Raw genomic sequence first — 19288 nt, 5'->3', positions numbered from 1 at the left:
ATCCTTTCGTTGAGAAACTGACGTACACCGGCACCGGCAATTTCACCGGCACCGGCAATGCCCAGAACAACATCATGGTCGGCGGCGCAGGCAACGACACCCTGATCGGTGGTGACGGTGCTGACCAACTGTTTGGTGGCGCTGGTAAAGACGTCGCCAGTTATGAGGACAGCAAGACTGCAATTACCTTCAATCTGATGACCTGGGAGCACACCGGTATCGCGGCCGGAGATACCTATGTCGATATCGAAACCATACGCGGCACCGGCCTGAATGACATTTTCTATGGCGGAACCAGTGTCATGGGGGTGGACGGTTTTGGTGGCCAGGATCTAGTCAGTTATGAGCTATCGGCCAATGCAGTGACGATCGACCTGACCACCAACGCCAACGCAGGTGATGCCGCGGGCGACACCTTCGCGAACATTGAATTCTTCCAGGGCAGTAACTTTGACGACATATTGTCGGGTTCGCGATTGGCTGACGTGTTCATTGGTGGTTTGGGAGCGGACGTGATTGATGGTCGCGATGGGCAGGACACTGCCATGTACATCACCAGCACATCAGCTGTGAACATCAATTTGCTGACCAACATCAATCAGGGTGGCGATGCGCAGGGCGATGTATTGCACAACATCGAGCGCGTTGTTGGCAGTCACTTCGATGACACCCTCACTGGCGACGCAGGCGTCAACTACCTGGAAGGCGGTTTGGGGGACGACGTCATCTACGGTGGCGACGGCAACGACTATCTGTATGGAGGACTGGTTTCCCCGATCGGCCCATTTACCCTCAATGGTCAGGCAAACGGGCCTCAGGCCGATACGTTGTACGGCGGCAATGGCAATGACACGATCGTCACCGCCGTTAACGACGCAGGTAGTCGGGCTTATGGTGAGGCAGGTGGTGACGTCATCACTGTGAATCACGGCTTGGCCGATGGCGGTGAGGGCAATGATTTGCTGACCGGCACGGGCATGGGCTTTTCTCTGTTTGGCGGAGCGGGCGATGACACTCTGGTTCTGCAATCCGGTGGTTTCGCCAACGGTGGCGAAGGTAATGATCTCTACACGGTCAAAACTCCGGGGCTGGTGACAATTCAGGATGATGGCGCCAGCCGTTTGGACAAACTGGTGCTGTCGTATATCAGTAGCTCCGAGCTGTTGGTCGATCGTGTCGGTAATGATCTTTACCTGCATCGGTCGAGTTTCAAACCCGGAGAGGCCCCTCAGGAAGGCGTCCAGCTCAAGGACTGGTTTGCTGGCTTCGATACCATCGAGCAAATCCAGACGGCCAATGGGCAAGTAATCAACCTGCCAACCAATGGCGATGCGTTTGCCATGTTTGGCTGATCGTCTCGGCACTTGAAATAGCTGGATGAAAAGGGGTGGGTCCACTGTCGGATTCATCCCTTTTTTCATGGAGTTTTACGGACTGATGGAGGTTTCTTCGAGCTGGCGCGTTTCCTGCAGGTCCCCCTCAAATCGCCATAAAACGAGCGCTCGCGGTCATTGACCCACGCCCGGATTGGCGAAGGTTTAGCCAAAAGGCCTGCAACCGCTTGGCCGGACCCGGTGAAGAACAAGAGGGGAGACGATGAAGGCAGTTATTTTGGCGGGTGGCCTCGGCACGCGCATCAGTGAAGAGTCGCACCTCAAGCCCAAACCGATGATCGAGATCGGCGGCAAGCCAATTCTCTGGCACATCATGAAGCAGTATTCCGCCCATGGAATCCACGACTTCGTGATCTGCCTTGGCTACAAGGGTTATGCGATCAAGGACTTCTTCGCCAACTACTTCCTGCACACCTCCGACGTCACCTTCAACATGCGCGAAAACCGCATGGACGTACACCAGAACTACAGCGAGCCGTGGAGCGTCACGCTGATAGATACCGGCGAGGAAACCATGACCGGTGGCCGTCTGTTGCGTGCCGCGCGTTACCTGCAGGATGAAGAGGCGTTCTGCTTCACCTACGGCGATGGCGTGTCCGATATCAATATTGCTCAGCTTGTGGATTACCACAAAGCTCACGGTCGTCTGGCAACCGTCACCGCCGTGCAGCCGCCGGGTCGCTACGGTGCGCTTGAGCGTCAAGGCGATCAGGTGCTTGGCTTCACCGAAAAACCCCGGGGCGACGGCGGCTGGATCAACGGCGGCTTCTTCGTGCTCTCACCGAAAGTGCTCCCGTACATCAACGGCGACGAAACCACCTGGGAAGCCGAGCCCTTGGCCCGTCTGGCTCAGGACGAACAATTGAAAGCCTTTGAACACGAAGGCTTCTGGCATCCAATGGACACCCTGCGCGACAAGAACCATCTCGAAGCGCTGTGGCTGAGCGGGGAGGCCCCATGGAAGCAATGGGCGTGAGTGCAGATTTCTGGCGCGGCAAACGTGTTCTGGTCACCGGGCATACCGGTTTCAAAGGCAGCTGGCTGACCCTTTGGCTGCAAAGCCTCGGCGCGGACGTCAGCGGTTTTTCCCTCGATCCGTCGACGGAGCCGAGCCTGTTCGAACTGGCGCGCGTCCATGAAGGCATCAACGATCAGCGCGGCGACCTGCGTGATCTCGGCGCCTTGCTGGAAATCATCGCCAACACCGAGCCGGAGATTGTCTTGCACCTGGCGGCTCAGCCGTTGGTACGTGAAGGCTATCGCGATCCACTCGGGACCTATTCCAGCAACGTCATGGGCACGCTGAACCTGCTCGAAGCGATTCGTCAGGTCGGTTGCGTGCGTGCCTGCGTGCTGGTGACCACCGACAAGGTCTACGCCAACAAGGAATGGCTGTGGCCGTACCGCGAAGACGAAGCCCTCGGTGGCCACGACCCGTACAGCAGCAGCAAGGCCTGCTGTGAACTGCTCGCCCAGTCTTATGCCGCGTCGTTCTTCCCGGCCGACAAGTACGCCGAACACGGCCTGGCCCTGGCCACTGCGCGTGCGGGCAACGTGCTGGGCGGCGGTGATTTCGCCCCTGAGCGACTGATTCCCGACGTGCTCAAGGCATGGACGGCGGACGAGCCGGTGACCCTGCGTTATCCGCAAGCCGTGCGTCCGTGGCAGCACGCGCTGGAGCCGCTGGCCGGTTATCTGCAACTGGCCGCCGGCCTCTACGAACTAGGCCCGGAATACGCCGGTGCGTGGAACTTCGGGCCGGGCGAGGCGGACATGTGCAGCGTCGGTGAAGTCGTCGAATTGCTCGCCAGTCGCTGGCCGCAAGCCCGTGGCCTGCGCATCGAACCGAGTGAATTGCACGAGGCGGGCCTGCTGCGTCTAGACAGCAGCCGTGCGCGGCAGTTGCTCGGTTGGCAGCCACGCTGGACCTTGCAGGAATGCCTGACCCAGACCCTCGACTGGCATCTGGCCTGGCAGAACGGCGATGACATGCGCAACGTCACCCTCGGCCAATTGAACCTGTACCGAGGCGCGCTGTGAGCGAGTTTTCCCTGAAGGCGTTGCCGCTGGCCGGACTGTTCAGCGTCCAGCACAAGCGCTTCGAAGACCAGCGCGGGCATTTCGCCCGGCTGTTTTGCGAGGGCAGCCTGAGAGCGTTCGGCAGCGAATTTCACATCCGCCAGATCAACCATTCCTGCACCCGCGAAAAGGGCAGCGTGCGCGGTCTGCATTATCAGAATGCCAACGCGCCGGAAGCCAAACTGATCACTTGCCTGCGCGGTGAAGTGTGGGATGTCGCGGTCGATCTACGTCCTGACTCGGAAACCTTTTTGCATTGGCACGCCGAGCACTTGAAGGCCGGTGACGGTCGCAGTCTGTTGATCCCGGCCGGGTTCGCCCACGGTTTCCAGACGCTGACCGAAGACGCCGAATTGCTTTACCTGCACAGCGCCGATTACGCGCCGGAGCACGAGGGCGGTCTGTCGGTGAACGATCCACGGCTGGCGATTGCCTGGCCGTTGCCTGTCAATAATTTGTCAGCGCGTGATTCCAGCCATCCCGCGCTCGATCAACACTTTGCTGGAGTGCGTTTATGAACTGCCGTGGGTGCGCCGCACCGCTGAGCCTGCCGCTGATCGACCTCGGCACCTCGCCACCGTCCAACGCCTACGTGCATGCCGATCGCCTGGAACAGGCCGAGCAATGGGTGCCGCTGAAGGTCGCCGTGTGTCAGCAATGCTGGCTGGTACAGACCGAGGATTACACCAGCGCCGACAGCCTTTTTGACGCTGAATACGCCTACTTCAGTTCGTTCTCCAGCACTTGGCTGGCCCACGCCGAGCGTTATGTCGCCGAGATGGTCGAGCGCTTCGCACTGACGGCCGGCAGCCGCGTGGTTGAAGTCGCGGCCAACGATGGTTATCTGCTGCAGTTCGTGGCGGGTCGCGGCATCCCGTGCCTGGGTGTCGAGCCGACGCGCAGCACCGCGCAAGCCGCGCGCGAAAAGGGCCTGGATATTCGTGAGCTGTTCTTCGGTCGCGACACGGCCGCGCAACTGCAAAGCGAAGGCTGGGGGGCTGACTTGATGACGGCCAACAACGTGCTCGCGCACGTGCCGGACATCAACGATTTCCTCGGCGGTTTCGCCGCGCTGCTCAAGCCGACCGGCGTGGCCACTTTCGAATTTCCGCAACTGCTGACGCTGATGGCTGGCGCACAGTTCGACACGCTCTATCACGAACACTATTCCTATCTGTCGCTGACCGCTGTGCAGACCTTGTGCGAGCGCAATGGCCTGGAAGTGTTCGACGTCAGCCAACTGACCACGCACGGCGGATCGCTGCGGGTATTCGTCCAGCGCAAGGACGGCGAACGTCGGCCGGTGCAGCCAGCGGTGCAGCAACAGTTGCAGGCCGAACTCGATGCCGGGGTGAAAACCGCCGAGTACTACGCGACCCTCGCGCCTGCCGCTGAACGCATCAAACATGAGCTGCTGCGCTTTCTGTTGCAGGCCAAGGCGGATGGCAAACGTGTGGTCGGTTACGGCGCGGCGGCCAAGGGCAATACCTTGCTCAATTACGCCGGGGTCAAACCCGATTTGCTCGCTTGGGTGGCCGATGCCAACCCGCACAAGCAGGGCAAGTTTCTCCCGGGCAGCCGCATTCCGATCGTGGCGCCGGAGCGCATTGACCTTGAAAAACCGGATTACGTGCTGGTGCTGCCGTGGAATCTGCTCCACGAAGTCAGTCAGCAACTGGCGCAGGTGCGTCAATGGGACGGGCGTTTCGTGATCGCCGTGCCTGAGTTGAGCGTGCTGTGAAGGTTCTGGTCACTGGTGCTACGGGCTTCGTCGGCCGCCATCTGGTTGCCGCGTTGTTGGCGCGTGGCTGCGAGATTCGCGCCGTGGCGCGCAATGCGCAAACCGCGCTGGCGATGCCGTGGATCAATGAGGTCGAATTCGTCCGGGCGGACATTCACGCTGCCGATCTCGATGTCGCAACTCTGGTTCATGGTGTCGACGCGCTGGCGCATCTGGCCTGGCCGGGCCTGCCGAACTACCGGGCGCTGTTCCATTTCGAACACAACCTGATGGCCGACTACCGCTTTATAAAAGGCGCGGTCGAGGCGGGCGTGCAGCAAGTGCTGGTGACGGGCACCTGTTTCGAATACGGCATGCAAAGCGGCGCGCTCAGTGAAAGCGCTGAGCCGCGGCCGAGCAATCCCTACGGTCTGGCCAAACATACGTTGCACCTGTTTCTGCAAAACCTGCAGCAGGAGCATCCTTTTACTTTGCAGTGGGCACGCCTGTTTTACCTGCATGGCGAAGGGCAAAACCCCAACAGCCTGCTGGCGGCACTGGACCGTGCGATCGATGCCGCAGAGACGTCGTTCAACATGTCGGCCGGGGAGCAGTTGCGCGATTTTTTGCCGATTGAAACAGCGGCCAATTACCTCGCAGCGATTGTGCAACAACACGATTTTGACGGCGTGATCAATTGCGCCAGCGGCCAACCGGTCTCGGTCCGTTCATTGGTCGAACAACGCCTGCGCGAACGCGGCGCAACGCTGAATCTGAACCTCGGCCACTACCCTTATCCGACCCACGAACCGCTGGCGTTCTGGGCCGTGACCGAGCGACTGCAACAGTTACTGGGAGAGCCGCAATGAGGCACGAGTTGTATCGGGTCACCGACCTGCCGGTGTTGCAGAACCGCACCTTTGCCGATGCCGAATCCGCGTGTGCTTCGGCCAGTGCCGACATGCTGCTGGTGCAGGACGAGCGCAGCGGTCTGATCTTCAATGCGGCGTTCGACGCCGACAAGCTCAGCTACGACGCCGATTACCAGAATGAACAGGCGCATTCCGGCCAGTTCCAGAAACACCTGAGCGACGTCGAAGGCATCATCGCCAGGCACTTCAAAGACCAGGAGCTGATCGAAGTCGGCTGTGGCAAAGGCTACTTCCTGGAGTTGCTCAAAGGCCTGGGCTATTCGATCACCGGTATCGATCCTGCTTACGAGGGCAGCAACGCCGACGTGATCAAGGCGCCGTTCACCCGTGGCCTGGGCCTCGCGGCAGACGCCATCGTGTTGCGCCATGTGCTGGAACACATCGAAGACCCCGTGAGCTTTTTGTCGGTGATCGCCGAAGCCAACCAAGGCGGGCAGATCTACATCGAAGTGCCGTGCTTCGACTGGATACTCGAACACAAAGCCTGGTTCGATCTGTTCTACGAACACGTCAATTATTTCCGCCTCGATGACCTGCGCCGGATGTTTGGCACGGTGCACGAGGCCGGTCACCTGTTCGGTGGCCAATACCTGTACATCGTCGCCGACCTGTCGACGTTGCGCCTGACCCCGGAACAACCGGTGCCGCGCCTGGCGCTGCCTGAAGGTTTCACCGCCAGCCTCGACCGCGCGGTTCAGATCGTGCAGTCCGCCCCCGAGCAGGGTTCGGCGATCTGGGGCGCCTCGTCAAAAGGCGTGATCTATTCGCTGTTCCTGCAACGTGCGGGTGTGGCGGTGGATCGTGTGGTGGATATCAACCCGGCCAAGCAGGGTCGTTATCTACCGCTCAGCGGTGCCCGCGTATCTTCGCCGCAAGAGGCGATGGACGCGCTGCCCGAAGGCGCCCACCTGTTTGTGATGAATTCCAATTACCTCGAAGAGATCAAGCGGATGACCGGTGGACGTTATGTCTATCACGCCGTCGACAGCGCTTCGTTCCAGTGACCCTTGAGATTTTTAAAATGACCGACAACAGCATCAACCAAGCCTTCGAAGCCGAGTGCCGGGAACAGATTGCCCAGCAGGGCGACGACCAGAAACTCACCGGCCTGGCCCGTGAATTCTTCAACGAATCGGCCAAGCACAAGTACAGCTACCACTTCTCGTGGATGGGCCGTCCGATCATCCAGTTGCCACAAGACATGATGGCGATGCAGGAGATCATCTGGCAGGTCAAGCCGGACCTGGTCATTGAGTGCGGTATCGCTCACGGCGGTTCGATCATCTACTACGCCTCGTTGCTGGAGCTGCAAGGCCACGGCGAAGTGCTGGGCATCGACCTCGACATTCGCCCGCACAACCGCGAAGCGATCGAAAGCCACCCGATGGCCAAACGCATCAAAATGATCGAAGGCTCGAGCATCGACGCCGGCATCGCGGCGCAAGTGCAAGCGGCGGCCAAAGGCAAGAAAGTCATCCTGGTGCTCGACTCCAACCACACCCACGATCACGTCCTCGAAGAACTGCGTCTGTACGCACCGCTGGTGTCGGTTGACAGCTACTGCGTGGTCATGGACACCGTGGTCGAAGACATGCCGGCCGATTTCTTCCCGGATCGTCCATGGGGGCCGGGCGATAACCCGAAAACCGCGGTGTGGAAATACCTGGAAGAGAACCAGGATTTCGAGATTGACCAGCAGTTGCAGAACAAGCTGCTGATCACTGTGGCGCCGGACGGTTATCTGCGTCGCGTTCGTTAATCAAAAACAGTTTCAGGTGTCAGGCGACTGGCCGGTTGTGGGGATAGGAAAATGCAGGTTCAAAGCAGTACGCAAACCAACGTGACACCGCTGGATGAGCTGTTCACGGTGGTGCTGATCACCCACAACCGCAAGGCGTTCCTGCGACGCGCTTTGCAGTACTACGGCAGTTACGCCGCCAAGGTGCTGGTGCTCGATTCCTCCGTGCAGGGGGACGACGGCATCGCGGCAGATTTCCCATCGGTCGACTATCGCCATTTGCCGGATTACACCTATCTGGGGTTTCAGCAAAAGCTTGCCTATGGGGTCAAACAGGTCACGACGCCGTACATGGTGCTGGCGTCTGACGATGATTTCATGCTGCACAGTGCGTTGACCGATTCGGTCAACTTTCTCGAAGCTAACCCCGATTACGGCATGTGCCATGGCTATTGCCTGATGTACCTCACGCACGCCAATTTCGTGCAGTACTACCGCCGTGACAAGAAGGTGCAAGAGGACTACAAAGCCGAACGTGCGCAGGATCGTATTCTCGACTACATGGGCCAGTACATCCCGCCGTTCTATGCAGTGCATCGCACTTCGCTGTTGCAGGACTGGTACGCGGCGATGCCGCAAGGAACGATTTTCGAGTGGCAGGAAATCGGCCATGTGTATTACGTGCTTGCGCGGTCGAAGGCGCGGATTCTGCCGATTCCGTATGTGGTGCGGGAGGTCAACTATGGTCGCTCGGATCACAACACCGAGATCATTCACGTCCTCAGCTTCAAGGATGCCCGCTCCGTTGCCGAGCGCGAGCGTTTCGCCGGTTTCCTCGCGACGTTGCCCACCGACATCAAAGAGCCGAGCACGGAGCAAACCGCAGCCTTTGCCCTGCGCAGTTTCCAGGCGCTTGCGGACAGTCTGGCCACGCGCAATGCCCTGACCATCGAACCGATTTTCGAGTCCTGGTGGAAAGACCCTACGACGGGTCCGAAGCGCGTGTTCGGTCCCAAGCAATACGTCGAAATGCCTTTCTACAATCAGGCGTTTTTCGATCAGTTGACCGAGTTTGAATTCCTTCTCCATGCGATGCCGGCCGGGCGTCTGCAACTGGAAGAAATGGAAGGCGCATTGCTCAAGCAGCAGACGTTGCTGAGCACCTATTCCAATGACACGTCCGAGACGGTCCAGAACCGCTTGCTCGAAGCCGTGCAGTTGGGCCCGTTCAACCGTCGCGTTGTGCAGAAAATGCACCGCCAGTTACTGGACATGGGGCAGGAAGATGATGCGCAAGTCCTCGCCGACTGGCTGGCGCGGCTGGACAGCGTGCCGACGTACGACAGCCGTCAGATGCTCGACAGCACGCGCTCCGGCCAGTTGATGAACTGGTTGCAGGCACGGCAGCCGAACGAGACTGCCATCCGCAAGATCAATCAGCAGTTGGCGACAGTCGAGGGCGGGCCCCAGTTTGGCATTCTGCTGCTCGATCTCGACGCTGACATGGACAAGTTGCAGGTCACTTTCGACAGTCTGATGGAAAGCGCTTTCCGTGCGTTCAAGGTTGTGGTCTTCACCACCGGTGATGTGCCGGCCGTCACCACTGAACAGAGCACCGTGCACTTCGTCAAAGTCAGCAGTGCCAATTACGTCGACAAACTGAACCAGATCGCCCAGCGCTCGAATGCCGATTGGCTGCTGCTGGCCGAGGCCGGTGACGCATTCACTCGCAGTGGTTTGCTGCGTGCCAGCCTTGAGCTGCAGAACGCTGAAGGTTGCCGCGCCGTGGCCATGGATGAGATCCACCGTCGCGCGGACGGCACCTTGAGTGACCTGTTCCGTTCGGCGTTCAATCTCGATCTGCTGCAAAGCATGCCGACGCTCACGGCCCGACACTGGTTGATTCGCCGCGAAGACCTGGTCGAGGCCGGTGGTTTCGCCCGTGAGTACAGCGAAGCGCTGGAATTCGATCTGCTATTGCGCCTGATCGAAGCCGGCGGGCTAGCCGGCCTGGCACATCTCGCCGAACCCTTGCTGGTCACCCCGGCGGTAGCGCCGGCGCCGAACGAGCACCAGCGTCAGGCGCTCGTGCGGCATCTGGCAACCCGTGGCTATCAGGCGCAGGTGAGTACCGAGGCATTCGGAGGTTTGCGCGTCGATTACCGTCATGCCGACCGACCGAAAGTGTCGATCATCGTTTGCAGCGATGACAATCAGGAACAGCTGCAACGCTGTCTGGTGAGCGTGTTGCAGCGCACGCGCTATCAGAACCACGAAATCATCATCGCCGACAACCTCAGTCAGTCGAGCGAACTGCTGGCGTGGCTGGAAAGCCTTGAGCAGAACGGGCGCGGGCGTATTCGTCTGGTCCGCAGCGAGCAGCGCCTGAGCGCATCGGCCCTGATCAATCGCGCCGCGGCTCAAGCCGAGGGCGCGTATCTGGTATTGCTGGCAGCGGACGCCGAAGTGCAAAACGCCGGCTGGATCGAAGCCTTGCTCAACCAGGCTCAGCGCCCGGAAGTCGGCGTGGTCGGCGCCAAACTGGTGGATAGCGATGGCGCAGTCACTGGCGCCGGATTCATCCTCGGCCTTGGCGGCGCTCTGGCTTCACCGTTCCTCGGCGAGAAAAAGGACGCCACCGGCTACATGCACCGCTTACTCGTCGAGCAAAACTGTTCAGCGGTTTCCGGCGCTTGCCTGATGCTGCGCAAAGAGATTTTCGAGGCACTGGGTGGGCTCGATGAGGAGCATTTCGATGAAGCGTTCGCTGATGTCGACCTGTGCCTGAAAGCCGCCGATGCCGGACTGTTAACCGTATGGACACCGCAAGTGCAGATCGTCCACACCGGCACTTTGCCGGAGAATGCGCAGGCCGCTGTCGCGCTGCAAGACAAGTGGCAGGCGCGCTTCGTTCAGGACGTTGCCTACAACCAGAACCTTTCCCTGACCGGCAAGGGCTTCACCCTCGGCCAGGCCTCCAGCATCGACTGGGCGCAATTGCTCGCCTAAGCCTGACGATCAGGAAACAGGACCCAAGACATGTTCAACGGTAAATCGATTTTCATCTCCGGCGGCACCGGCTCGTTCGGTCGCAACTTCATCCGCCGCCTGCTTGAGCAATACCAGCCCAAGCGCGTGGTGGTGTTCTCGCGTGATGAACTCAAGCAATACGAAATGCAGCAGACGTTCAACGCGCCGTGCATGCGTTACTTCCTCGGTGACGTGCGCGACGCTGACCGCTTGCGTCAGGCCATGCGTGGCATCGATTACGTGGTGCACGCGGCCGCGCTGAAGCAAGTGCCGGCGGCGGAATACAACCCGACCGAGTGCATTCGCACCAACGTCAATGGCGCGGAAAACATCATTGCCGCCGCCATCGATAACGGCGTGCAGAAAGTCGTGGCGCTGTCGACCGACAAGGCCGCCAGCCCAATCAACCTGTACGGCGCCACCAAGTTGCTGTCGGACAAACTGTTCGTCGCCGCCAACAACATTGCCGGCGAACAGCAGACGCGTTTTGCCGTGGTGCGCTACGGCAACGTCGCCGGTTCGCGGGGTTCGGTGGTGCCGTTCTTCAGCAAACTGATTGCCGAGGGCGCCGAGGAACTGCCGATCACCGATGAGCGCATGACGCGTTTCTGGATCACCCTCGATCACGGTGTGCAGTTTGTCCTCGATAGCTTTGCGCGCATGCACGGTGGTGAAGTGTTCGTGCCGAAGATCCCGTCGATCCGCATCATCGATCTGGCTCGAGGCATGGCTGAGCATCTGCCGCACAAACACGTCGGCATTCGTCCGGGCGAGAAGCTGCACGAACTGATGGTGCCGCTGGACGATGCGCGGATGACCCTGGAGTTTGCCGATCACTACACCATCCAGCCGTCGATCCGTTTCACCAGCGTCGATGTCGATTTCGCCGTCGACAAGCTCGGCGAGCGCGGTCAGCCGGTGGATGAACAGTTCGAATACCGTTCCGACACCAACCCGCATTTCCTCTCGGTCGGGCAGATTGCCGACCTGCACGCGAAGCTGGCGAAATGATCCCGTACGGTCGGCAGAGTCTCGATCAGGCCGATATTGACGCCGTGGTCGAGGTGCTCAACTCCGACTGGCTGACCCAGGGGCCGACCATCGAGCGTTTCGAACAGGCTATGGCCGAGCGCTGCCAGGCGGATTACGCGGTGGCGGTGTGCAACGCCACGGCGGCGCTGCACATTGCCTGTCTGGCGGCCGGGCTGGGCCCGGGCGATCGCTTGTGGACGACGCCGAACACATTTCTGGCCTCGGCCAACTGCGGTCGTTATTGCGGTGCCGAGGTTGATTTTGTCGATATCGATCCGCTGACCTGGAACCTTGATGCCTTCGTGTTGGCGGCGAAGCTGGAACAGGCCGAGCGCGACGGCACGTTGCCCAAAGTGCTGGTGGCGGTAGCGTTCTCCGGACAGAGCTGTGACATGCGCCGGATCGCCGAACTGGCCGAGCGCTACAACTTCACCGTCATCGAAGACGCCTCCCACGCGGTCGGCGCCTCCTATGCAGGGCGCCCTGTCGGCTGTGGCGAATTCGCGGCAATGACCGTGTTCAGCTTCCACCCGGTGAAAATCATCACCAGCGCCGAGGGCGGCATGGTGTTGACCAACCGTAAGGAACTCGCCGAACGCTTGCAGCGCCTGCGCAGCCACGGCATGACCCGCGATCCGCAGCAGATGACCGAGCCGAGCCACGGCCCGTGGTATTACCAGCAAGTCGAACTGGGTTTCAATTACCGCATCACCGATCTGCAGGCCGCTTTGGGCTTGTCGCAGCTCGGCAAACTGGACGGTTTCATCGCCCGTCGACGTGAGTTGGCGGCGCGTTACGAGCGTCTGCTGGCTTACCTTCCGCTGACCTTGCCGAGTGCTCAGCCTGAAGCCGAATCGGCGTGGCATTTATACGTGGTGCGCTTGCAGACCGAGCGCCTTAACCTCAGCCACCGCCAAGTCTTCGAAGCGTTGCGCGCGGCCGGCGTCGGGGTCAATCTGCACTATATTCCGCTGCACTTGCAGCCTTATTATCGCGACCTGGGTTTTGCCGAGGGAGACTTCCCCGAGGCCGAACGTTATTACGCCGAGGCGATCAGCCTGCCGCTGTTCCCGCTGCTGACCGATGAGCAACAGGACTACGTGGTCGAGCAATTGCGCCGGCTGCTTCTTGAGGAATAAAACACCGTGAGCTGCGTTGCGATCATCCCCGCCCGTGGTGGCAGCAAGCGCATCCCGCGCAAGAATCTGAAGCCGTTCGATGGCGTGCCGATGATCGTGCGCTCGATCCGCCTGGCGCTGGATTCAGGGTTGTTCGAGCGCGTGGTGGTCAGCACTGACGACGCAGAAATTGCCGAGGTTGCGCAGGCACACGGCGCTGACGTGCCGTTCCTGCGCCCGGCCGAACTGGCCGACGATTTCGCCGGCACTGCTGCGGTGATCGTCCACGCCTTGCAGCAGTTGCCGGGGTTTGATTACGCCTGTTGTATATACGCCACCGCGCCGCTGTTGCAGGCGCGTTATCTGCGTCAGGGCCTGGATTTGCTGGAGCAGCACACGGACAAATCCTTTGCCTTCTCGGTCAGCAGTTTCGGTTTCCCGGTGCAGCGTGCGCTGACCCTTGACGGGCAGGGCGCGTTGACGGCGTTGTACCCGGAATTCCGCAACACCCGTTCGCAGGATTTGCCCGAAGCCTTCCAGGATGCCGGCCAGTTTTACTGGGGTCGCAGTGACGCATGGTTGCGCGGTGAAGTGATTTTCTCGCCGGCCAGCCTGCCGGTGATTGTGCCGCGGCATCTGGTGCAGGACATCGATACGCCGGAAGACTGGAAACGCGCCGAATACCTCTACGCCGCACTGAAGGCCGGCGGAGAAATCTCATGAGAGTGCTGATCCGTGCCGACGCCTCGCCCACCATCGGCAGCGGCCACATTGCCCGCTGCCTGACGCTGGCGCGGGTGTTGCGCGAGCAGGGCAGTCATGTCGCGTTTGCCTGTCGACGCTTGCCCGGGCATGGGCTTGACGCCTTGCAGGGCGAAGGTTTCGAGACGTTCGCGCTGCCCGAGCGTTATGTCGATGAAGACCCGCAGCAGGCCATCGAAGCCATGCTGCCGTGGCAGGCCGACATCGATGCACTGGACGATTTGCTTGAGGGGCATGCCGGCTTCGACTGGATCATTGCCGATCACTATGGCCTCGATCATCACTGGCAAACTGCTGCCCGACGCTGGGCGCCACGGATTGCCGCAGTGGATGATCTGGCGAGCCGACGCTACAGCGTCGATCTGTTGCTCAATCAGAACCTGTCGGGCTTGAGCGAGAATTACGCGCCACTGCTGCCAGACGGCTGTCGCACGTTGCTCGGCCCGCGCTACGCTATGTTGCGTGAGGAATTCCGCTGCCCGGCGATCGAAATCAGAGCCAGGGCGCGGCGGGTGCTGGTGAACTTCGGCGGTTTTGATGCGGCGATGCAGACCCATCACGCGATGCTCGCGCTGGCTGATTTTGCGCAGCTTGAAGTCGACTTTGTCGCCGGCGCCGAAAACCCGGCGTGGGCGCAGATGCAGGCCCTGGCCGAGACACGGCCGCACTGGCGCCTGCACAGTTTTGTCAGCGATTTTTATCAGCGCATGACCGCGGCCGATCTGTTCATCGGCGCCGGCGGCGGTACCAGTTGGGAGCGCGCGGCCATGGGCCTGCCGACGATCTGTATCGCTGTGTCGAACAACCAGCAGGCCAACGGCGAAGTCATGGCGGCCGCCGGGGCGCATGTGTTCATGGGCGCTCGCGAGCAGGTCAGCGTCGAGCAACTGCGGCAGGCCATCGGTTTCGTCAGCGAGAATTTTCACCTGCGGCAAAGCCTCGCCGAGCGTTCGCGGCAACTGGTCGACGGTCGTGGTGCGCTGCGCGTGGCGGCGGCCTTGGCCGGCGCGGTATTAAAGGTTCGCCTGGCGACTGCGGACGACGCGCGCTTGTTGTTCGACGGGCGCAACGCCGAGGCTGTGCGGCGTTGGTCGAATGATCAAGGCGTGATCGACTGGGCGCATCATCTCAACTGGTTGAATGCCAGTTTGCGCAACCCGCAGCGTCTGCTGCTGATCGCCGAGGCTGATGACGGCCCGGTGGGCGTGTTGCGTTATGACCTGCGCGGGCTTGAGGCCGAAGTGTCGATTTATCTGCTCGAACGGCGTTTCGGTCTTGGCTGGGGCAGGGCGTTGCTGGCTCGCAGCGAATCGTTCGTCCGCGAATACTGGCCGCAGCTCACCGCCATCACGGCCCAGGTGTTGCCCGCCAATTGCCCCTCATTGAATGTTTTTCGTGACGCCGGTTTCACCCAGAGTGCCTGCGCGTTCACCCGTGTTTTGAAGGATCACCCGCATGCCTAGTTTCAAGATTGGCGACCGCCTGATCGGTGCCGACGCGCCGCCCTTCATCATTGCCGAGATGAGCGGCAACCATAACCAGTCGCTGGAAGTGGCGCTGCAAATCGTCGAGGCGGCGGCCAAGGCCGGCGCGCACGCCTTGAAGCTGCAAACCTACACCGCCGAAACCATGACGCTGGACATCGCTGAAGGCGAGTTCTTCATCAAGGACCCCGGCAGTCTGTGGGCGGGCACCTCGTTGTACGAGTTGTATGAAAAAGCCCATACACCGTGGGAATGGCATGAACCGATTTTCGCCCGGGCCAAAGCGCTGGGCATGCTCGCCTTCTCGACGCCATTCGATGACAGCGCAGTGGATTTTCTGGAAAGTCTCGATGTGCCGGCCTACAAAATCGCCAGTTTCGAAAACACTGATTTGCCGCTGATCCGTCGTGTGGCGGCGACCGGCAAACCGCTGATCATCTCCACGGGCATGGCCAGCATCGCCGAACTCGATGAGACCGTGCGTGCCGCCCGCGAGGCCGGTTGCAAGGATCTGGTCCTGCTCAAATGCACCAGCACTTATCCGGCAACCCCGCTGAACAGCAACGTGCGCACGATCCCGCATCTGCGCGAATTGTTCGGTTGTGAAGTGGGGCTGTCCGATCACTCCATGGGCGTTGGCGTGTCCGTCGCCGCTGTGGCGCTGGGCGCAACTGTGGTGGAAAAACACTTCACCCTCGACCGTGCGGCCGGCGGCGTGGATGCCAGTTTCTCGCTGGAGCCGGCGGAAATGTCCAGCCTGGTGCTCGAAACCGAACGTGCCTGGCAGGCCATGGGCCAAGTGCAATACGGCCCTACCGAAGCCGAGCGCAAGTCGCTGGTGTATCGCCGTTCGTTGTACGTCACCGCCGACATGGCCGCCGGTGAACCCTTTAGCGGGGACAACCTGCGCGCCATTCGTCCGGGTCTCGGCCTGCCGCCCAAGCATGCCGAGGCCGTCATCGGTCGTCGCGCGCGCACTCCGATCAAGCGCGGCACGCCGCTGGACTGGTCGTTGGTCGAATAAGCCGATCTGCACCGATTCGGCAAAATAGCGTGACCTGCGAGTCATAACGCGCATCTTCACTGTATTGTATTGATCGGGGAGATGGCGCCTGGCTCGTTTTCGATTCCAGTGATAGCCCTTTGCGCTCCCCGTGGCTGCCCGTTGTGGCGGCCGTTTTCTGTTTGTCGGCGCCCCTCGAAATCCTTGCGAGCGGTGGTCTTGGGCTGTTTTTTATTGGGAAGCCGTAATGATTGGCATAAAAAGCATTGCGAGCTACGTACCTGTAGCCGGCGTGGACAATTACGCACAAGGTGCAAAATTCGAGAAGGATGAAGAATTCATCCTTGGCAAGATCGGTTCGGCCTTCCTGCCGCGCAAAGACGCTGACCAGGAAACCTCCGATCTGTGCGTGGAAGCGGCCAATGCGCTGTTTGCCAACAACCCTGAGCTGAAACGTGAATCGATCGACGCACTGATCGTGGTCACCCAGAACGGTGACGAAGAAGGCCTGCCGCACACCGCAGCGATCGTCCAGGACAAACTCGGTCTGCCGACCAACGTCGCGGCGTTCGACATTTCTCTGGGCTGCTCCGGTTACGTCTACGGTATCTACGCGATCAAGGGCTTCATGGAAGCCGCCGGCCTGAAAAACGGCCTGCTGATCACCGCCGACCCGTACTCGAAAATCGTTGACCCGGAAGACCGCAACACCACCATGCTTTTCGGCGATGCCGCCACCGCAACGTGGATGGGCGAAGACCCGGCCTGGGCGCTGGGCAAGGCCAAGTTCGGCACCGACGGTTCCGGTGCGCCGCACCTGAAAGTCACCGATGGTGTGTTCTTCATGAACGGTCGCCAGGTGTTCAATTTTGCCCTGCTGAAAGTCCCGGCACACTTGCATGAGTTGCTCGACGACTCCGGCCTCAAGGCCGATGACATCGATGCGTTCTGCATTCACCAGGGCAGCGCGGCGATTGTCGATGCCGTGGCACGGCGCTTCGAAGGCGAGCCGGAGAAGTTCATCAAGGACATGGTCGAGACCGGCAACACGGTGTCGTCGAGCATTCCGCTGCTGCTGGAAAAGCACGCCCTCGACTCGCAATGGCAGCGCGTTGCCCTGAGCGGCTTCGGTGTGGGTCTGTCGTGGGGTTCGGCGATCATTTATCGCCCCTGAGCCCGCTCTTCATCGGTAAATCGCGGCACAAAAAAGCGCTCAAGGTGTAACCTTGAGCGCTATTTTTTTGCCCGAACGTTCACGAGGCGCCATGAGCGAGTTTTTTCAATCGAATGCCGACGTCATCCAGCGTCGCTGGCCATTGGTAGCGGCCCGTCTGCTGGCGGAAGATCCGTCACCGTTGCAGGCTGATCTGGTCGAAGGGATGGGTTCGACGCTGAGCATCAACGGCATTCAATTGACCAGCCGTCATGACCGTACTCGCGAGGCGCAAGTCCAGGCCGCGAGCCTGCCCGACGACAGTCTGGTGTTGCACGTCTATGGCACCGGGTTGGGCGATTTGCAGTTGGAACTGTTGCAACGTCCGCAGCTCAAGCAATTGCACGTGCATCTGCTTAACGGCGCGGTGTTTGCGCTTGTGTTGCAGTTGCTCGATCAACAACCGTGGCTCAATGACCCGCGCATTGAATTGCATTACGCCGGCGACCTTGCAGAAATCTGCCTGCCGTTTTTCGCGTTGCCCGCAGAGCTGGTGTTGGCCGACGACTACAACGCCAAGATCCGTGATCGGCTGATCAGTGAAACTCACCTGACCTTCAATAATCGCGAGTTCGATCCGCAAGCGGCGGATATCGTCGAGCGTTTGCAGGCCAGTCACGCGTTGCTGCAAGGCGATGGTGATGTGGCTGCGCTGTTCGGTTCGCAGCCGGGGCGCGACGTGTTCGTGATCGCCACGGGGCCGAGTCTGGAACTGCACTTCGAGCGCCTGCAAGCCATTCGCGCACAGGCCGAGCGGCCGTTGTTCATCTGTGTCGATACGGCCTATCGGCCCTTGCTGGAACATGGCATTCGACCTGACATCGTGGTCACCATCGATCAGCGCATTTCGGCCCGGCATCTACCTTCGGCAGATACGGCGGCAATCACGCTGGCTTACATGCCGATGGTCGACCCGCAGGTACTCAAACACTGGCAAGGACCGCGCCATGCGGCGTATTCGGCCAGTCCTATCTATCAAGCTATTCGTCAGCAAATGCCGCGCGGTGAGCTGTATGTCGGTGGCAGCGTGATCCACCCGGCGGTGGATCTGGCGGTGAAGATGGGCGCAGCGCAGATCACCCTGTTTGGTGCCGACTTTGCCTTCCCCGGCGACAAGACCCATGCCGGTTGGGGCGACGGTGACCTGGGGCCGCAATTGATCGCCGCCAAACACTGGGTGCTCGATGGCTACGGCCGGCGCATCAAGACGCAGCTCAATTTCCGCAGTTATCTCTGTGAGCTGGAGCGTTACATCGCCGGCCATCCACAGGTGCGCTTCTATAACACCAGTCGGGCCGGGGCAATGATCGCCGGGACGGCGTTTGCCGCGCAGTGGACGCTATGAGCATGAGCGAAGCATTTGTGGTCAGGGCGCGCGACTGCGCCGTGTTGTTTCGTCTGGGGCGAGACGTCGAGGCCGGGTTGGTCATGATTGATCTGATGAGCGAGCTACAGCCGTGCTTTGATCAGGTGTCGCCGCAAGGCCAGCAACAATGGTTGCAACTGCTCACGCTGATGCTGCAATGCCAGGAGTCGCAGAATTGGTTGGCGCTGGCCGATTATCTGGAATACGAGCTGGTAGAAGTGGTGACCGATAATCTGTCCCTTTGAACAATTTTGTTCTGTTGCGACCGACAGCAAGGTCATGTGGTGAGTGTGCGGCGTATTCCTGACGTCATTTTTTCGCTGTTGGACGGGCGCCAAGTCCTTGATTTACGGGGGATGGCCACCTGATGGCAAAAAATTTCGAAATTCTGCTAAAGCAACCTGCGTTGGCGACGAT

At 60.3% G+C, this 19288-nt stretch carries 17 protein-coding genes; all 17 read left to right on the top strand.

Annotation, left to right across the window (positions count from 1 at the left end; all coding sequences use genetic code 11):
• Positions 1-1352: calcium-binding protein (locus EJA70_RS31265; protein WP_306109898.1), on the top strand; the 1352-nt coding region annotated here is incomplete at its 5' end.
• Between the two features lie 244 nt (positions 1353-1596).
• The gene (gene rfbF / locus EJA70_RS13430; protein WP_158831267.1) at positions 1597-2370 is read left to right on the top strand and encodes a glucose-1-phosphate cytidylyltransferase; all 774 of its coding nucleotides are present in this window, start codon (positions 1597-1599) and stop codon (positions 2368-2370) included.
• Positions 2352-3434, top strand: coding sequence for a CDP-glucose 4,6-dehydratase (gene rfbG / locus EJA70_RS13425; RefSeq protein ID WP_158831265.1), 1083 nt, complete (start codon positions 2352-2354; stop codon positions 3432-3434). Before rfbF ends, rfbG begins: the two co-directional genes overlap by 19 nt.
• Entirely contained in the window at positions 3431-3991 is a 561-nt protein-coding gene (locus EJA70_RS13420) for a dTDP-4-dehydrorhamnose 3,5-epimerase family protein (RefSeq protein ID WP_158831263.1), read from the top strand. Before rfbG ends, EJA70_RS13420 begins: the two co-directional genes overlap by 4 nt.
• A complete protein-coding gene (locus EJA70_RS13415) occupies positions 3988-5214 on the top strand; it encodes a class I SAM-dependent methyltransferase (RefSeq protein WP_158831261.1) in 1227 nt (408 codons plus the stop codon). Before EJA70_RS13420 ends, EJA70_RS13415 begins: the two co-directional genes overlap by 4 nt.
• On the top strand, positions 5211-6062 hold the full coding sequence (locus EJA70_RS13410) for an NAD(P)-dependent oxidoreductase (protein ID WP_158831259.1): 852 nt from the start codon (positions 5211-5213) through the stop codon (positions 6060-6062). Before EJA70_RS13415 ends, EJA70_RS13410 begins: the two co-directional genes overlap by 4 nt.
• The gene (locus EJA70_RS13405; RefSeq protein WP_158831257.1) at positions 6059-7129 is read left to right on the top strand and encodes a class I SAM-dependent methyltransferase; all 1071 of its coding nucleotides are present in this window, start codon (positions 6059-6061) and stop codon (positions 7127-7129) included. Before EJA70_RS13410 ends, EJA70_RS13405 begins: the two co-directional genes overlap by 4 nt.
• A 17-nt stretch (positions 7130-7146) precedes the next feature.
• Entirely contained in the window at positions 7147-7884 is a 738-nt protein-coding gene (locus tag EJA70_RS13400) for a cephalosporin hydroxylase family protein (protein WP_158831255.1), read from the top strand.
• A 51-nt stretch (positions 7885-7935) separates the two neighbouring features.
• On the top strand, positions 7936-10872 hold the full coding sequence (locus tag EJA70_RS13395; RefSeq protein WP_158831253.1) for a TIGR00180 family glycosyltransferase: 2937 nt from the start codon (positions 7936-7938) through the stop codon (positions 10870-10872).
• Between the two features lie 30 nt (positions 10873-10902).
• Positions 10903-11904, top strand: coding sequence for a UDP-N-acetylglucosamine 4,6-dehydratase (inverting) (gene pseB, locus EJA70_RS13390; protein WP_158831251.1), 1002 nt, complete (start codon positions 10903-10905; stop codon positions 11902-11904).
• Entirely contained in the window at positions 11901-13064 is a 1164-nt protein-coding gene (pseC, locus tag EJA70_RS13385) for a UDP-4-amino-4,6-dideoxy-N-acetyl-beta-L-altrosamine transaminase (RefSeq protein ID WP_158831249.1), read from the top strand. Before pseB ends, pseC begins: the two co-directional genes overlap by 4 nt.
• Before the next feature lie 6 nt (positions 13065-13070).
• Positions 13071-13766, top strand: coding sequence for a pseudaminic acid cytidylyltransferase (pseF, locus tag EJA70_RS13380; RefSeq protein WP_158831247.1), 696 nt, complete (start codon positions 13071-13073; stop codon positions 13764-13766).
• On the top strand, positions 13763-15268 hold the full coding sequence (pseG, locus tag EJA70_RS13375) for a UDP-2,4-diacetamido-2,4,6-trideoxy-beta-L-altropyranose hydrolase (protein ID WP_158831245.1): 1506 nt from the start codon (positions 13763-13765) through the stop codon (positions 15266-15268). The genes pseF and pseG overlap by 4 nt, the downstream gene beginning before the upstream one ends.
• The gene (pseI, locus tag EJA70_RS13370; RefSeq protein WP_158831243.1) at positions 15261-16313 is read left to right on the top strand and encodes a pseudaminic acid synthase; all 1053 of its coding nucleotides are present in this window, start codon (positions 15261-15263) and stop codon (positions 16311-16313) included. The genes pseG and pseI overlap by 8 nt, the downstream gene beginning before the upstream one ends.
• A 226-nt stretch (positions 16314-16539) precedes the next feature.
• Positions 16540-17466, top strand: a complete 927-nt coding sequence (locus EJA70_RS13365; RefSeq protein ID WP_008077067.1) for a ketoacyl-ACP synthase III — start codon at positions 16540-16542, stop codon at positions 17464-17466.
• Positions 17467-17557: 91 nt separating this feature from the next.
• On the top strand, positions 17558-18850 hold the full coding sequence (locus EJA70_RS13360; RefSeq protein ID WP_158831241.1) for a motility associated factor glycosyltransferase family protein: 1293 nt from the start codon (positions 17558-17560) through the stop codon (positions 18848-18850).
• On the top strand, positions 18847-19116 hold the full coding sequence (locus EJA70_RS13355) for a hypothetical protein (RefSeq protein WP_158831239.1): 270 nt from the start codon (positions 18847-18849) through the stop codon (positions 19114-19116). The genes EJA70_RS13360 and EJA70_RS13355 overlap by 4 nt, the downstream gene beginning before the upstream one ends.
• Positions 19117-19288 lie beyond the last annotated feature (172 nt).

The organism is Pseudomonas sp. PB103, assembly GCF_009764635.1.
Classification (GTDB): domain Bacteria; phylum Pseudomonadota; class Gammaproteobacteria; order Pseudomonadales; family Pseudomonadaceae; genus Aquipseudomonas.
The sequence above is the reverse complement of the archived record's forward strand: the minus strand, read 5'-3'. Positions and strand labels throughout refer to the sequence as shown.

Excerpts from the sequence above, each read along its gene's own strand:
- rfbF (WP_158831267.1), top strand. The coding sequence starts at position 1,597 with ATGAAGGCAGTTATTTTGGCGGGTGGCCTCGGCACGCGCATCAGTGAA.
- rfbG (WP_158831265.1), top strand. The coding sequence starts at position 2,352 with ATGGAAGCAATGGGCGTGAGTGCAGATTTCTGGCGCGGCAAACGTGTT.
- EJA70_RS13415 (WP_158831261.1), top strand. The coding sequence starts at position 3,988 with ATGAACTGCCGTGGGTGCGCCGCACCGCTGAGCCTGCCGCTGATCGAC.
- EJA70_RS13405 (WP_158831257.1), top strand. The coding sequence starts at position 6,059 with ATGAGGCACGAGTTGTATCGGGTCACCGACCTGCCGGTGTTGCAGAAC.
- EJA70_RS13400 (WP_158831255.1), top strand. The coding sequence starts at position 7,147 with ATGACCGACAACAGCATCAACCAAGCCTTCGAAGCCGAGTGCCGGGAA.
- EJA70_RS13395 (WP_158831253.1), top strand. The coding sequence starts at position 7,936 with ATGCAGGTTCAAAGCAGTACGCAAACCAACGTGACACCGCTGGATGAG.
- pseB (WP_158831251.1), top strand. The coding sequence starts at position 10,903 with ATGTTCAACGGTAAATCGATTTTCATCTCCGGCGGCACCGGCTCGTTC.
- pseC (WP_158831249.1), top strand. The coding sequence starts at position 11,901 with ATGATCCCGTACGGTCGGCAGAGTCTCGATCAGGCCGATATTGACGCC.
- pseG (WP_158831245.1), top strand. The coding sequence starts at position 13,763 with ATGAGAGTGCTGATCCGTGCCGACGCCTCGCCCACCATCGGCAGCGGC.
- pseI (WP_158831243.1), top strand. The coding sequence starts at position 15,261 with ATGCCTAGTTTCAAGATTGGCGACCGCCTGATCGGTGCCGACGCGCCG.
- EJA70_RS13365 (WP_008077067.1), top strand. The coding sequence starts at position 16,540 with ATGATTGGCATAAAAAGCATTGCGAGCTACGTACCTGTAGCCGGCGTG.
- EJA70_RS13360 (WP_158831241.1), top strand. The coding sequence starts at position 17,558 with ATGAGCGAGTTTTTTCAATCGAATGCCGACGTCATCCAGCGTCGCTGG.
- EJA70_RS13355 (WP_158831239.1), top strand. The coding sequence starts at position 18,847 with ATGAGCATGAGCGAAGCATTTGTGGTCAGGGCGCGCGACTGCGCCGTG.